This window comes from Acinetobacter schindleri CIP 107287, from assembly GCF_000368625.1.
Lineage (GTDB): Bacteria > Pseudomonadota > Gammaproteobacteria > Pseudomonadales > Moraxellaceae > Acinetobacter > Acinetobacter schindleri.
In genome coordinates this window covers 21,797-35,075 of sequence record NZ_KB849574.1, presented here as the reverse complement: position 1 = coordinate 35,075, position 13,279 = coordinate 21,797, and the positions used below count along the sequence as shown (strand labels likewise).

The 13,279-nt window shown below is 41.9% G+C and carries 18 protein-coding genes; 13 read left to right on the top strand and 5 right to left on the bottom strand.

Features of this window, described 5'->3' with window-relative positions:
- Positions 1-2 precede the first annotated feature (2 nt).
- Positions 3-554 (top strand): translation initiation factor IF-3, encoded by a 552-nt coding sequence (gene infC / locus F955_RS00435; RefSeq protein WP_076753101.1) that lies wholly within the window; start codon positions 3-5, stop codon positions 552-554.
- A 243-nt stretch (positions 555-797) separates the two neighbouring features.
- Positions 798-1,268: an HAD hydrolase-like protein gene (locus F955_RS00430; RefSeq protein ID WP_004889909.1), complete on the top strand. Its 471-nt coding sequence runs from the start codon at positions 798-800 to the stop codon at positions 1,266-1,268.
- A 17-nt stretch (positions 1,269-1,285) separates the two neighbouring features.
- Here the strand turns inward: F955_RS00430 and tnpA are convergent, their stop codons facing one another.
- A complete protein-coding gene (gene tnpA, locus F955_RS00425) occupies positions 1,286-1,699 on the bottom strand; it encodes an IS200/IS605 family transposase (RefSeq protein ID WP_004889908.1) in 414 nt (137 codons plus the stop codon).
- Between the two features lie 20 nt (positions 1,700-1,719).
- Here tnpA and F955_RS00420 point away from each other — a divergent pair, with 20 nt between their 5' ends.
- Entirely contained in the window at positions 1,720-2,781 is a 1,062-nt protein-coding gene (locus tag F955_RS00420) for an RNA-guided endonuclease InsQ/TnpB family protein (protein ID WP_034429534.1), read from the top strand.
- A 32-nt stretch (positions 2,782-2,813) separates the two neighbouring features.
- Positions 2,814-3,041, top strand: coding sequence for an HAD family hydrolase (locus F955_RS00415; RefSeq protein ID WP_081400747.1), 228 nt, complete (start codon positions 2,814-2,816; stop codon positions 3,039-3,041).
- 47 nt (positions 3,042-3,088) lie between these two features.
- Here F955_RS00415 and F955_RS00410 read toward each other — a convergent pair whose 3' ends face one another.
- Positions 3,089-3,562 (bottom strand): Hsp20 family protein, encoded by a 474-nt coding sequence (locus F955_RS00410; RefSeq protein ID WP_004889904.1) that lies wholly within the window; start codon positions 3,560-3,562, stop codon positions 3,089-3,091.
- A gap of 281 nt (positions 3,563-3,843) precedes the next feature.
- Here F955_RS00410 and F955_RS00405 point away from each other — a divergent pair, with 281 nt between their 5' ends.
- The 3 genes from F955_RS00405 (at position 3,844) to F955_RS00395 (ending at position 5,270) form a co-directional block, all read left to right on the top strand.
- The gene (locus F955_RS00405) at positions 3,844-4,464 is read left to right on the top strand and encodes a glutathione S-transferase family protein (protein WP_004889903.1); all 621 of its coding nucleotides are present in this window, start codon (positions 3,844-3,846) and stop codon (positions 4,462-4,464) included.
- A 75-nt stretch (positions 4,465-4,539) separates the two neighbouring features.
- On the top strand, positions 4,540-4,830 hold the full coding sequence (locus F955_RS00400; RefSeq protein WP_004889900.1) for a hypothetical protein: 291 nt from the start codon (positions 4,540-4,542) through the stop codon (positions 4,828-4,830).
- A gap of 17 nt (positions 4,831-4,847) precedes the next feature.
- On the top strand, positions 4,848-5,270 hold the full coding sequence (locus F955_RS00395; protein WP_004889899.1) for a YqaA family protein: 423 nt from the start codon (positions 4,848-4,850) through the stop codon (positions 5,268-5,270).
- 26 nt (positions 5,271-5,296) lie between these two features.
- On the opposite strand, the gene F955_RS00390 is transcribed toward F955_RS00395, so the two are convergent.
- Positions 5,297-6,037, bottom strand: a complete 741-nt coding sequence (locus F955_RS00390; protein ID WP_004889893.1) for a TonB family protein — start codon at positions 6,035-6,037, stop codon at positions 5,297-5,299.
- A 412-nt stretch (positions 6,038-6,449) separates the two neighbouring features.
- On the opposite strand from F955_RS00390, the gene rpmI reads away from it, so the two are divergent.
- The 3 genes from rpmI to F955_RS00375 all read left to right on the top strand — a co-directional run bounded on the left by rpmI (position 6,450) and on the right by F955_RS00375 (position 7,671).
- Positions 6,450-6,644, top strand: a complete 195-nt coding sequence (gene rpmI, locus F955_RS00385) for a 50S ribosomal protein L35 (RefSeq protein WP_004278281.1) — start codon at positions 6,450-6,452, stop codon at positions 6,642-6,644.
- Positions 6,645-6,655: 11 nt separating this feature from the next.
- Positions 6,656-7,015, top strand: a complete 360-nt coding sequence (rplT, locus tag F955_RS00380; protein ID WP_004647525.1) for a 50S ribosomal protein L20 — start codon at positions 6,656-6,658, stop codon at positions 7,013-7,015.
- 77 nt (positions 7,016-7,092) lie between these two features.
- Positions 7,093-7,671, top strand: coding sequence for an AAA family ATPase (locus F955_RS00375; RefSeq protein ID WP_004889890.1), 579 nt, complete (start codon positions 7,093-7,095; stop codon positions 7,669-7,671).
- Here F955_RS00375 and F955_RS00370 read toward each other — a convergent pair.
- Positions 7,668-8,690, bottom strand: coding sequence for a hypothetical protein (locus tag F955_RS00370; RefSeq protein ID WP_004889886.1), 1,023 nt, complete (start codon positions 8,688-8,690; stop codon positions 7,668-7,670). The two genes, F955_RS00375 and F955_RS00370, sit on opposite strands and share 4 nt — an antisense overlap.
- Positions 8,691-8,850: 160 nt before the next feature.
- Between F955_RS00370 and pheS the strand changes: the two genes are divergently transcribed.
- The 3 genes from pheS to F955_RS00355 all read left to right on the top strand — a co-directional run bounded on the left by pheS (position 8,851) and on the right by F955_RS00355 (position 12,644).
- A complete protein-coding gene (pheS, locus tag F955_RS00365; RefSeq protein ID WP_004813006.1) occupies positions 8,851-9,831 on the top strand; it encodes a phenylalanine--tRNA ligase subunit alpha in 981 nt (326 codons plus the stop codon).
- Between the two features lie 138 nt (positions 9,832-9,969).
- Entirely contained in the window at positions 9,970-12,351 is a 2,382-nt protein-coding gene (gene pheT, locus F955_RS00360; protein ID WP_004889885.1) for a phenylalanine--tRNA ligase subunit beta, read from the top strand.
- Positions 12,348-12,644: an integration host factor subunit alpha gene (locus F955_RS00355; protein ID WP_004813003.1), complete on the top strand. Its 297-nt coding sequence runs from the start codon at positions 12,348-12,350 to the stop codon at positions 12,642-12,644. The genes pheT and F955_RS00355 overlap by 4 nt, the downstream gene beginning before the upstream one ends.
- 104 nt (positions 12,645-12,748) lie before the next feature.
- Here F955_RS00355 and F955_RS00350 read toward each other — a convergent pair whose 3' ends face one another.
- Positions 12,749-13,024, bottom strand: coding sequence for a hypothetical protein (locus F955_RS00350; protein WP_004889883.1), 276 nt, complete (start codon positions 13,022-13,024; stop codon positions 12,749-12,751).
- Between the last annotated feature and the right edge of the window lie 255 nt (positions 13,025-13,279).

Sequence of the window (13,279 nt, the reverse complement as noted above, 5' to 3'; positions counted from 1 at the left end):
CGATTAAACAGCCTGACCGTAATCAACAGGGCGGTAACAAATCAAACCGTCCTGCGTTGAATGATGAAATTCGTGCGAAAGAAGTCCGTCTTGTAGACGAAAATGGTGAGCAAAAAGGTATAGTAAGCTTAACTGAAGCTTTACGTGCAGCAGAAAGCGTAGAGCTTGATCTTGTAGAGATCGTAGCAAATGCTGAGCCACCTGTTTGTAAAATCATGGACTTTAACAAGCATTTGTTTGATCTTAAACAAAAGCAGAAAGAAGCGAAGAAAAAACAACATCAAGTACAGGTGAAAGAAATCAAGCTACGCCCTGGTACTGATGTAGGTGATTACAACGTAAAACTGCGTGCAATTATCAAGTTCCTTGAAGAAGGCAACAAGGTAAAAATCACGCTTCGTTTCCGTGGTCGTGAGATGGCTCACCAACAGTTGGGTCTGGCTCAATTACAAAAAATTGAAGCTGATGTAGCGGAAATTGGTGTAGTTGAACAGTCTCCAAAAATGGAAGGCCGTCAAATGGGTATGCTGCTTGGTCCTAAAAAGAAAAAGTAAGCACTCATTGAGCGAAAAAAGCCCTGCACTTGCAGGGCTTTTTTATTTTATAGCCATAAAATAGACAGTCTAGTTTCTGCTATCAGTTTAAAGCCTAAAAAATAACTCAACTATGCCGCACATTATTTGTGCCGAAATAATTTTGATCAGGATTACAGTGATAAACATTACAAATATGAGTGAATATGAGTAGAGAAAAGATATATTTTTTAAACTTGGCATAAATTGCTGGATGACTGGCTTATGGCTTTTTTAAATAATCGCGTTGTACCCTATCAGCTGGTCATTTTTGATATAGATGGTACTCTGGTTGATTCCTTTGAACAGTTTATCGAGTTGCTGAATTGCTTTGCCGGTAAATATCGCTATGCATTGATGCATAAAGATCAGGTCGAGCATTTAAGAGCTTTACCACCACGACAGATCCGTCAGGCACTCAATCTGTCAATATTTCAGACCTTTCGCTTAATGTATGACTGTAAACGGGAGATGCGTCGTAGTGGCAAAATGCCAGAATTGTTTGAAGGTATTGCGGATTTGCTTCGCCATCTCAAACAGCAGGGCGTTCGCATGGCAATTGTCACCTCCAATACTCCGAATAATTGCCGAAAGTATCTAGGTGCGGAACTGTTTCAGCTATTTGAGTGGGTCGAAAGCAATGCTTCAATTTATTCGTTGGAGCGTAAAACTTCGGGGTTCAGCCCGAGGATATAAGCGACTGGCGTAAGCCATTAATGCGGTGTTTGCTGTTGCTGAATATAGTGTTTAATAATTCCGATTGGCGCACCTCCGCATGACGCAGCGAAGTAACTTGGGGACCACAGGGCATTGCCCCATAATTTGCTCTTAATTTCAGGATGCTTAGTGCGTAGAATGCGACTAGACGCACCTTTTAAGCTATTCACTAAACTAGAAATGGCGACTTTAGGTGGATAATTGACGAGCAAATGTACATGATCATGTTCACCGTCAAATTCTATCAATTCAGCTTCAAAGTCTAAGCAGACACGTTCAAATACTTCACGCATCGTTTCAAGCATGGCATTGGTGAAAACATCTCTACGATATTTCGCTACAAATACCAAGTGAATGTGCATATTAAAGACACAGTGACGGCCTGTTCTAATTTCTTGACTATTGTTCATAGACTAAATATATTCTAATGATGAAAACACTTAAATTACGTATAAGAAACAAACATTGCAAGGTGCTAGACCAATTGGCATCTGAGGTGAATTTTGTTTGGAATTATGTGAATGATTTAGGATTTAAACATCTCAAGCGTAAGGGTGAATTTCTATCGGCATACGATATTGCAGAATACACCAAAGGTACTTCTAAGGAATGCAACCTGCATAGTCAAACTGTTCAAGCCATTACAGAAGAACTTATTACCCGAAGAAAGCAATTTAAAAAAGCAAAGCTGAAATGGCGTGTAAGCAACAAAAAATCAGCAAGACGATCTTTGGGTTGGATACCATTTAAAAAATCAGGATTCAAGTATGCCGATGGCTGGGTTGAGTACGGGAAAACTAAATTCAACTTATGGGACAGTTATGGTATAGGCAAATACAAGGTTAAAACTGGCTCATTTGTTGAAGATAGTCGTGGGCGCTGGTATGTGTGCCTCGTGGTTGAATCATCTAAACAAGAAAAACCAATAGCAACCAAAGCCATAGGCATTGATTTAGGTTTAAAAGATATTGCCACCTGCTCTGATGGCACAGTGATCACAAACCCTAAATTCTATCGGAAGTACGAGCAGAAATTAGGGATTGCTCAACGATCAAGGAATAAAAAGCGTGTTCGTGCATTACACGCTAAGATTGCAAATTGTCGTAAAGATCATTTGCACAAAGCAAGCACCATGCTTGTAAAAAACAATGCACTAATTGTTGTGGGTGACTTAAGTGCCAGGAAACTAGTCAAAACTAAAATGGCAAAGTCTGTTTTAGATACAGGGTTTTCGGCACTAAAAACATTGCTCAAGTATAAATGCGAGAACGCAGGGGCATTGTTTGAGGAAGTCAATGAAGCCTATACCACCCAAATCTGTTCGTGCTGTGGTGAGATCACCTCAAGTAGTCCGAAAGGTAGGACGGGTCTTGGAATAAGAGAATGGGAGTGCGTGAGTTGCGGTACAGCTCACGATAGAGATAAAAACTCAGCTCTAAACATTCTTGCGCTCGGGCATGAGCGTCTAGCAGTAGGAATCACCCTCCTTTAGGTGGGTGAGGATGTCAAAGCAAAGCCAAACAGATTAGAAAAATTGTGCAGCAATCCAAATTGCATCCAGAACAGGTCATCTATATTGGTGACCAGATCATTGATATAGAATCAGCTCATCGGAATAGAATTGCTGTCGCTGCGGTAACTTGGGGTTTTAATAGTGAATCTGTATTGGTGGCCCATCAGCCACATTACCTGATTCATAGCGTTCAGCAGTTAAAAATTCTGTTATTAACTTCACAATCCAGATTGGCTTAAAAACAAAAAAGGCCCCGAAGGGCCTTTTTAGAACATTTTATATATGCTTATTCCGCATTGACGGTTTTTTCAGTGACTTCTTCCGGATTTTCCAGCAATAACTTTTTGCCAATCGGAATTTGTCTTGGCAATTTTTCTTCCGGAATTACACGCTGCAGGTCAATCACGAGTAGACCGTTAGCATAATCTGCCTGCTGTACTTCAATGTGTTCGTCTAAACGCAGTGATAGTTTGAAGGCACGACGGGCTATACCTTTATGTAGATACTCAGTACCTTCAATCTGAACAGCTTCAGGTTTTCCAGAAATTGTCAGCAAGCGATTTTCAAGAGAAATACTCAATTCTTCCTGGTTAAAACCGGCGGTGGCTACGACAATTCGGTAACGGTTTTCACCATGTTTTTCGATATTGTATGGTGGATAATTTGGCGCATCGCTTTGCATGGCATAATCAATGAAATCATTGAGGCGATCAAAGCCAATGCTGCGGCGGAATAATGGATGAAGATTGATATTACTCATTATTAGAACCTCCTGAGGTCAGCAAAGTTTTAAAAATAAGAAAACACCGCTGTCATGATGATCATCGACAGGGCAAAAGATGGATAGACCATCCTTATGCAGAAATAAATATGTGTTCAGACCGAAAATTTTCAAGAAATTTAAGTGAAATTTTTTTAAAAATTAATTAATTTATTGAAATTAAATTAAAAATTATTTTATTAAGCATTGCTTGTTGTTTTTGACCAGATCCATTATTTTGTTGGAACACCATAATAAAGGTGTATGGAGTATAGGCACGAATGATTGATTTATATTACTGGGGTACACCCAACGGTCATAAGATTACAATCGCATTAGAAGAAATGGGGCTATCTTATCAGATCCTTCCAGTCAATATTCTGGAAAATGACCAGTTTCAGCCAGACTTTCTGGCAATCTCACCGAACAATAAAATTCCAGCTATTGTCGATCAGGATGGACCAGATCATCGGTCGATTTCGATCTTTGAATCGGGTGCCATCTTGCAGTATTTGGGACGTAAAACCGGACTGTTTTATCCGACCGATGAGATTAAGCGGATTCAGGTGGAACAATGGTTGATGTGGCAAATGGGTGGGCTAGGCCCGATGCTGGGACAGAACCATCACTTTAGCCGTTTTGCTCCAGAGCGGATTCCTTATGCAACAGAGCGCTATGTGAATGAGACCAAGCGCTTGTACGGTGTACTGGACAAACAGCTGGTCGGTCAGGACTATGTCGCTGGCGAATATTCAATTGCCGATATGGCGATTTTCCCCTGGTTACTTCGTTATGAATGGCAAGGTATTGATTTAGCGGATTATCCGGAAGTAAGCCGTTATATTGAGCGTATGCAGGCACGTCCTGCGGTGCAAAAAGCATTAGCGATTCAGGTCAGTTAATCTGCGATTGTTATGTTAAGATGTACAAAAGTTATTAAAACCACCGATTCAGGTGGTTTTTTATTGGATATCAGCATGAAAGCATTTTTCCTGAACTTCACTCGAATTGTGGAAACTAATTCTCGAATTTACTGGAGCATTATCTTTGGTCTGGCTGCCTGTTTAGCTTTGTTTGTGGCTGAGATTGTGCATATTCAGCTGGTTATTAATGAGCTGAATACCAAGGATCAGAATATATTGGCTGAGGCAATTTTGCCCTTGGCAACCAAATATAAATGGTCTCGTATCTTTGCAATCATACTCGCTCTTTTCTGGTCAAATATGGAATATCTGAAAGCTAAAAGACAGTTAAGACTGACACGCTAAATAGTCGGATCACTTAGATGGTATTACTGATTCTGTTTCTGTCTGCCTTTGGCGCGGCAACTTTATTGCCTTTGCAGTCAGAAGCGGTATTGTTAGGATTACTGGTCAATAGTAGCTATTCAGCATTTACTTTGATCGCCGTTGCCAGTATTGGGAATATTCTCGGCTCTTGCGTGAATTGGTATTTAGGTCTAAGAATTGAGCAGTATAAAGACCGGAAGTGGTTTCCAGTGTCTGAACAGCAGATGCAAAAAGCACAAAGGAGCTACCAGAAATACGGTTATTGGTCCTTGTTGCTGAGTTGGGTGCCCATGATTGGTGATCCAATTACCTTAATTGCAGGATTGCTTAAGGAAAACTTTGCTCGATTCTTACTGATCGTGAGTATTGCGAAAATCGGACGTTATCTGTTTATTTACATGGCTTATAGCATGATTTAAAAAAGAGGTTTGAAGCCTCTTTTGGTTTATTTGCATTCATTCAGTTTAAACTGAATTTCATCCTTAAAGCTGGATGGTTTATACAACCATAGGGTACTTGCGCGGCGTTTAGTAATGATCTGGGTATCTTTCAATGCATTTGCTACTTGCTGATCGAGTTGATAAATGCCTGAGCCTTTTCTGATCTTGACCTTTTTAATCTCGCCTTTGCGATTGGCTTTGATCTGAAACTCTACTGTTCGGTCGTTTTCATTCAGTAAATCTGTATCAACGTTTAGCTCAGGTTGGTTTAGATACTGGAATTTAGTTTTTTGCTGCTCCTGTTGTGCTTGCCAATTTTTAGAGTTGAAACTGTATTCGCAAAATTCCTGATCCTGGTCAATCAGTTTCAGGTTAAACACCTGATAGCCAATGATCGGTAGTGCTGTTTTATTATCAATATGTGGTCTAACTTCAGCAGATTTCACGGCATTAAGTAGTAGCTGATCCAGCTGCTGGTAACCGGTACTGTCCTGAATGACAGCCTGTTTGATATGCCCCTGCTCGTTGGCATAGATACGTACCACCGCAGAACGGTCCTGACCTTTTAAATCTTCATTGCTATATTTTGGTTTGGGAAACTTGCTCCACTCAATGCGTGTCGTCAAATGTGTTGGCTGCACATCAATGGTCTGTGTGGGCAATTGCGGTGCTTTTTTTGTTGATGCGCTATAGCTTGCTGCAAAAGGGAAGCTCAACAACAGGGTCATACACAGAATACGTTTCATAAGTTTCGGTCTTGAATCAAGCAAAGAGGATGTTCAATTTTGAAGCGCAGTATTTCCTGAATTGGCAATACTGGCAAGTATCTCATTCAAAATAATTTATTTTTCTGCCTTATAAATATTGAAGGTGATAATTAAAAAATCATAATGAAGCCAAGCTATACATGTATTGCTGCAGGAGTCAGAAGTTTTTTGTGAGAAAGATTCGTGGATTATAAAAAGCTTGGATTAGTCAGCTTGATATTTCATCGCGCAATATTTATGGGAAAAAGGATTAAGTGCCTGTCATCTATCTTTTTACTTTTAATACTGCTTTTGTTTTAAACAAAGATGCTTTAGAATATCGGCTCCCTTACCTGCAGGGCGTCTTTGCAATGGTGCAGACGTGCCGAACAGGTGTTCAAAAGAGGTTGTTATGCCTAAGATGAAAACTCGCCGTGGTGCAGCTAAACGCTTCAAAGCGACTGCTAACGGTTTTAAGCGTAAACAAGCGTTCAAACGCCACATTTTGACCAAAAAATCTGCTAAGCGTATTCGTCAATTGCGCGGCTGTGTAATGGTTCACGTAAGTGACGTTGCTTCAGTTCGTCGTATGTGCCCGTACATCTAAGGAGATTATAAATGGCTCGTGTAAAACGTGGTGTACAGGCTCATCGCCGTCACAAAAAAATTCTTGCTCGCGCTAAAGGTTACTATGGTGCTCGTTCACGCGTTTACCGCGTAGCGTTCCAGGCGGTAATCAAAGCTGGTCAATATGCTTACCGTGACCGTCGTCAGAAGAAACGTCAATTCCGTGCTCTATGGATTGCGCGTATCAACGCTGGTGCTCGTCAAAATGGTTTGTCGTACAGCCGTATGATCGCTGGCTTGAAAAAAGCTCAAGTGATTATCGACCGTCGCGTACTTGCTGACATTGCTATGCATGACGCAGTTGCGTTTGCAGCTCTAGCTTCTAAAGCTAAAGATGCATTGGCTGCATAAGTCTTTATGACTTAGAAAAAAGATCGCTTTTAGCGGTCTTTTTTTTGTCTGATGAAAAAGTATAAGCTATTTAAAATATGACAAATGACTTAGTGCTAATGAATGAGAAAGATGAAGTACGAGATTTTCGTAGAATAAATGTGGTCGGTACCTCTGCCTCGGGAAAATCTACTTTTGCTCGTGCTTTAGCGGCAAAATTAGGCTTCAGTTATATCGAGCTGGATAATTTATTCTGGCTGGATAACTGGCAGGAAACTGTGGATCGAGAGTTCTTTGATAAAATTCAAGCAGCCATCGATCAGGCCAAAGATGGCTATGTGATTGATGGTAATTATACTCGCAGTATTCCCGTCAAATGGGCTGAGATCGACAGTGTGATCTGGATTGATTTACCGTTCCATCTCAATCTATATCGTTCCATAAAAAGAGCCATACAGCGGGCAATTAGCAAACAACCGCTTTGGCCAAACTCGAATAATACAGAAAGTTTCAGCCAGATGTTGAGTCGTGATTCCATCATCTGGTGGATGATTAAAACCCACCAGAAAAATCGTCAGCATTATTTAAAGTTGATGCATGCGCCTGAATATCAGCATATCCACTGGATCAGATTAAGATCGCCCCGAGAAATTGACGCTTTTCTGGCACAGCATTAAAGTCCAAAATAATAACCAATCAAACAGATAATTACCGTAATAATAATCAGGGTAATCACATTGCCTGAATTGGATTTGGCAGCATCATGAGGTTTGTGTGCTTTAGAGGGTTTGGTCACATGCTCGTCGGTAGTCATTCCTGCAAATGGATCAGCGCTGATTTTCGGACTCAGTTTTGCAGTCTTGTAGTGATTCGCGATTTTAACAATAAACTTTGCTTTCAGATCATCAATTTTTTGCGAAAAATGACGTAGATCAAGCTGTTGATCTGGTGTTAGCACTTCACCATTTTCATGATAAGGATGCTGGATTTTAGCTTCAATCAGTTCTTCCAGCGCATCCAGACGGTACAGCATGTCATGGGCAAAGTCAGCTGCATAATCGGTTGGTAATAACGCCAGTCGATAAGTAGTGCTGGTATCTGCAGTAGAAGACACACCATAATAAGGTTGTCCAAGCTGAGCAGGTTGAACAAGACCTTGCGTAAATCTGGTATCAAATAATTCATGATCCATAAAGGCCTGAATATCATCCCAGTTTGGTTGTTCCAGGTCTGCAAGTACACGTTTGGCCAGTTTGCTGTTGAGTTCATATTGCCAGAAAGTTTCATGACGTAGAGAGGATCGCTGCATAGCAGGCGCTTCATAGTCATTATCTGCCGTATACCATTCGGGTAATTCCTTACCAATAATCCAGGCATTTTTTTTCTGGGCTTCATGGCTGACAATGAAATATTCAAATGGCAGCAGTTCTACATTTACATTGGGATTCTGTTCATCTTCAAGCAGGGTAGAGCGGTGCAGACTCAGACGTTGTACGCCCTGTTTTTTCAAACCTTCCAGCCATACCTGAAAATGCTGCGCTAAAAGATGCTGTGAAATCAGATCACGAAAGGCAAATTGATGCTGATTAAAGATGGAATGCTGAAGCCAGCGATTGAAACTTAAGTCCTGAGACAGGTACTCATTTCCATAAGTTACTAAAGTAAGTTGCTGTTTCCAAATTTGATCGATTGCCATAATGATTTGATCTAATTGATATCATGTTTATTTTATACTTTTTATTTTTGCATCTGCCAATCTAATTTTCATTACATGCCATCTTCATCAACGTGCCTAAAAACTGTTAGAATACGGGGTTTTTTAAAAATATTTCTAACCTGTTGCTTTGAGAGTTACTATGTCACTGGAAGCCCTGACCACTGAAGCGCTCGCTGCGATTGCAGCAGCTCAAGACCTTGCTGCACTTGATCAAGTACGAGTGCAATTTACGGGGAAAAAAAGCCAGCTCGCGGAACAATCTAAGTCGCTGGGTAAAATGGATCCGGAACAACGTAAAGAATTCGGTGCAAAAATCCATGCTGTGCGTGAAGCGATTACAGCTGCACTGACAGCACGTCAGGCAGAACTGCATAAAGCTGCGCTGGAGCAAAAGCTTGCCAGCGAAACTATTGATATTACATTACCCGGTCGTGGCCAGCAGGTGGGCAGTATCCACCCAGTGACCCAAGTGCAGGAACGTATCTGCCAGTTCTTTACCAAAGCAGGTTTTACAGTGGCAACTGGCCCGGAAGTTGAAGATGACTATCACAACTTTGAAGCCTTAAATATTCCAGGCCATCACCCTGCACGTGCCATGCACGACACGTTCTATTTTGATGTAAACCATTTGCTGCGTACGCATACCTCTGGTGTGCAGATCCGTACTATGGAAACGCAACAACCACCAATCCGTATTGTGTGTCCAGGTCGTGTATACCGTTGTGACTCGGATCAAACCCACTCACCAATGTTCCATCAGATTGAAGGTTTATACGTTGCTGAAAACACCAGCTTCGCTGAACTGAAAGGTTTGCTGGTCAACTTGCTGAATGAATTCTTTGAAAAAGATCTGAAAGTACGTTTCCGTCCATCTTATTTCCCATTTACAGAGCCAAGTGCAGAAGTGGATATTATGGATGAGCGTGGCAAATGGTTGGAAGTTCTGGGTTGCGGTATGGTGCATCCGAATGTATTGCGTTCTGCTGGTATTGATCCTGACAAATACAAAGGCTTTGCATTTGGTCTAGGGGTAGAGCGTTTTGCAATGTTGCGTTATGGCATTAATGACTTGCGTATGTTCTACCAAAACGATGTGCGTTTCTTACGCCAGTTTGCTTAAAACTTTTTATTAAATCCTCTCCTAACCTCTCCTTTAAAAAAGGAGAGGGACTCCACGAAATCAGTTGGGGTTCTCCGCCTTTCTTAAAGGGGGAGTTAGAGGGGGATTCTAGAGATTTGAATTACAGGTTTTATATCAATGAAAATTAGCGAAAATTGGCTACGCACATGGGTTAACCCAGCCATCGACAGCGAGAAACTTTCTGATCAACTGACCATGCTTGGTCTAGAAGTTGATGACTTATCTCCAGCAGCAAAACCATTTACAGGTGTTGTTGTAGGTGAAGTTCTGACTGTTGAACAGCACCCGAATGCAGACCGTTTACGTGTAACTACCGTGAATATCGGTTCAGGTGAACCACTCCAAATCGTGTGTGGTGCGCCAAACGTACGTGCAGGCATGAAAGCACCAGTGGCAACGATTGGCGCGGTTTTGCCGGGCGATTTCAAAATCAAGAAGGGCAAACTTCGTGGTATTGAGTCCCAAGGCATGCTCTGCGGCGCATCGGAAATTGATCTAGAAGACAAAATTGATGGTCTTTTAGAATTACCAAACGATGCACCTGTAGGCGTGAATATTCGTGAATATTTAGACTTAGATGACAACGTGATTGACATCAGCATCACACCAAACCGTGGTGACTGTTTCAGCATTCGTGGTATTGCACGTGAAATTGGTGTGATTAACCAATTGCCAGTGACTGCGCCAGAAATTCAAGAAGTGGCTGCAACCATTGCTGATGAAAAGAAAGTGGTGGTGTCGACTGAAGGCTGTCCACGTTACTTAGGTCGTTTGATCAAAAACGTCAACACCAAAGCGCCAACCCCTGAATGGATGGAACGTGCGCTTGCTCGTTCGGGTATCCGTCAGCACAGCATTTTGGTCGACATTACCAACTATGTATTGATCGAGCTGGGTCAACCGTTGCACGCATTTGATGGTGGCAAGGTTCAAGGTGCAGTTCACGTTCGTCAAGCAACAGCCGGGGAAAAGCTGGTGCTGTTAAATGAACAGGAAGTTGAACTGAACGAAAAAGTGATGGTGATTGCAGATGATGAAAAAGCATTGGCGATTGCGGGCATCATGGGTGGTCTGTCTTCATCGGTAACGGATGCAACCACTGAGATCTTCCTGGAGTCTGCATTCTTTGCATCTTTACACATTGCAGGTCGTGCGCGTAGCTTCGGTTTACATACGGATGCTTCTCAGCGTTATGAGCGTGGTGTGGACTTTGAATTGCCAGTGATGGCAATGCACCGTGCGTCTCAGCTGATTGCTGAACTTGCAGGCGGTGAGTTTGGTCCAATTACAGTTGCAGAAAATCCAGCAGTATTGCCTAGACGTGAAGCAATTGAACTTGAACAGGCACAAGTAGATCAACTTCTGGGTTATAAAGTTGAATCAGACTTCATTACCGATGCGTTAATGCGTTTGGGCTGTGAAGTGACTGTGAAAGCAGAAGGTCAATGGTCTGTGGTACCACCGTCACACCGTTATGATATGGCAATCTACCAGGACTTGATCGAAGAAGTTGCACGTATTCATGGTTATGACAATATTCAAATCAGTTTGCCTGTGATTGATGTCAAACTTGCAAAATACCAGGATCAGTTCGAAGTGGCTCAGCTTCGTCAGACTGCGGTGACTTTGGGTTATCAAGAAGCGATCAGTTTTAGCTTTGCTGACTTGAAACTGGAAAAACAGCTCAACCCTGCAGTAAATCCATTAGCATTGGCAAACCCGATTTCAAGTGATTTAGCGGTAATGCGTTCAACCCTGTTATCAAGTTTGATTCCATGTGTGCAATATAACGTCAATCGTCAGCAAAACCGCGTACGTTTCTTTGAGCTGGGTCTGCGTTTTGATTATCAGGATGCTGCATCGATTCATGACCTGAAACAGATTCCAACTTTCGCCCTGATTGCGACTGGTTCACGTATCAATGAATCATGGCATGGTAAGCCACAGCCAATGGATTTCTTTGACTTTAAAGGTGATGTGGAAGAAATTCTGGCAGCAGCTCGTCTGAATGTTGAATATGTTCGTTCAGAGCGTGCATGGTTGCATCCTGGTCAATCTGCTGAAATTATGGTTAATGGTCAGTCGATTGGTTATTTAGGTCGTTTACATCCATCACTTGAAGATGAGCTGGATTTAGCAACCACTTGGGTCGCTGAACTCGATCAAAAAGCCGTTTTGCAAACTTATGTATCTAATTTTACAGAATTATCACGTTTTCCGTCGGTTCGACGTGATATTGCGCTTTTAATTAGTGATAAGATTAATGTTAGCGAAATTCAGAGACTTATCGAAAAGACTGGTGGTGAGCTCCTGGAGTCAAACTGGTTGTTCGATGTGTACACTGGACAAGGGGTAGAAGAAGGCAAGCGTTCTCTAGCATTTGCTCTTCTCTGGCAGCATCCAACCCGCACCCTGGAAGATGCTGAAATTAAATCAGGCATGGATAATATCCTGCAAGTGTTAGAAAACACTTATCAAGCGACATTGAGGGCTTCATGACAGCACTAACTAAAGCAGAGATGGCTGATCATTTAAGTGAGCTCACGAGTTTAAACCGTCGTGAAGCAAAACAAATGGTCGAATTGTTCTTTGATGAGATTAGCCAGGCGCTAATCTCGGGTGAGCAAGTCAAACTATCAGGTTTCGGTAATTTTGAGTTGCGTGACAAGCGTCAACGTCCAGGCCGTAATCCGAAGACTGGTGAAGAAATTCCGATTTCTGCACGCCGGGTCGTAACCTTCCGTGCGGGGCAGAAGTTCCGTCAGCGTGTGGGAACTGAGCAGGTCAATTGATCTGCTTTTTTTCTTGATAGAGATTGCCGGTAGAAATTTCGATTTTTATAGGCATAAAAAAAGAGAGCCAATGGCTCTCTTTTTCGTACTGAATAATCGTTAGATTATTGAGCAGCAGCTTCAGAAGCAGCAGTAGCGTCAGCAGCAGCGTCAGTAGCAACTGCAGCAGCAGCGTCAGCTTCAGCAACAGCAGCAGCGTCAGAAGCAGCAACTTCAGAAGTAGCTTCTACAGCAGCAGCGTCAGCTTCAGATGCAGCTTCTACAGCTTCAGATGCAGCTTGGTTAGCGTCAGCAGCAGCATCTTCAGTTTTTTTAGCACAACCAACGAAAGCTAAAGTAGTAGCAACTGCAGCAGCAATAGCGATTTTTTTGAATAACATGGCATCACTCTCTAAAAATTGAGATTAAAAAAAACCGACGTTAGCCTGTTATGTGCTTTTATTATTCCTAATTTTGTTAGGTACTAACAACGCAGGAGCAGTCTAACTGGTCTGCAAATATGCTATCACTGCGCATTTTTAATTGCTACAGGGCAAGTTCAAAAAAGTGCAAAAAACGCATGAAATTCATGGTTTTTTTAACAGAAAATAACAATTAAAGGAAAGACTTATATGGGGTAAAGGCGATTTAAACCT

Excerpts from the sequence above, each read along its gene's own strand:
- F955_RS00390 (WP_004889893.1), bottom strand. The coding sequence starts at position 6,037 with ATGAAACGTATTCTGTGTATGACCCTGTTGTTGAGCTTCCCTTTTGCA.
- F955_RS00410 (WP_004889904.1), bottom strand. The coding sequence starts at position 3,562 with ATGAGTAATATCAATCTTCATCCATTATTCCGCCGCAGCATTGGCTTT.
- pheS (WP_004813006.1), top strand. The coding sequence starts at position 8,851 with ATGTCACTGGAAGCCCTGACCACTGAAGCGCTCGCTGCGATTGCAGCA.
- tnpA (WP_004889908.1), bottom strand. The coding sequence starts at position 1,699 with ATGAACAATAGTCAAGAAATTAGAACAGGCCGTCACTGTGTCTTTAAT.
- F955_RS00350 (WP_004889883.1), bottom strand. The coding sequence starts at position 13,024 with ATGTTATTCAAAAAAATCGCTATTGCTGCTGCAGTTGCTACTACTTTA.
- rpmI (WP_004278281.1), top strand. The coding sequence starts at position 6,450 with ATGCCTAAGATGAAAACTCGCCGTGGTGCAGCTAAACGCTTCAAAGCG.
- F955_RS00430 (WP_004889909.1), top strand. The coding sequence starts at position 798 with ATGGCTTTTTTAAATAATCGCGTTGTACCCTATCAGCTGGTCATTTTT.
- F955_RS00355 (WP_004813003.1), top strand. The coding sequence starts at position 12,348 with ATGACAGCACTAACTAAAGCAGAGATGGCTGATCATTTAAGTGAGCTC.
- rplT (WP_004647525.1), top strand. The coding sequence starts at position 6,656 with ATGGCTCGTGTAAAACGTGGTGTACAGGCTCATCGCCGTCACAAAAAA.
- F955_RS00420 (WP_034429534.1), top strand. The coding sequence starts at position 1,720 with ATGAAAACACTTAAATTACGTATAAGAAACAAACATTGCAAGGTGCTA.
- F955_RS00375 (WP_004889890.1), top strand. The coding sequence starts at position 7,093 with ATGACAAATGACTTAGTGCTAATGAATGAGAAAGATGAAGTACGAGAT.
- F955_RS00400 (WP_004889900.1), top strand. The coding sequence starts at position 4,540 with ATGAAAGCATTTTTCCTGAACTTCACTCGAATTGTGGAAACTAATTCT.
- pheT (WP_004889885.1), top strand. The coding sequence starts at position 9,970 with ATGAAAATTAGCGAAAATTGGCTACGCACATGGGTTAACCCAGCCATC.
- F955_RS00405 (WP_004889903.1), top strand. The coding sequence starts at position 3,844 with ATGATTGATTTATATTACTGGGGTACACCCAACGGTCATAAGATTACA.
- F955_RS00370 (WP_004889886.1), bottom strand. The coding sequence starts at position 8,690 with ATGGCAATCGATCAAATTTGGAAACAGCAACTTACTTTAGTAACTTAT.
- F955_RS00395 (WP_004889899.1), top strand. The coding sequence starts at position 4,848 with ATGGTATTACTGATTCTGTTTCTGTCTGCCTTTGGCGCGGCAACTTTA.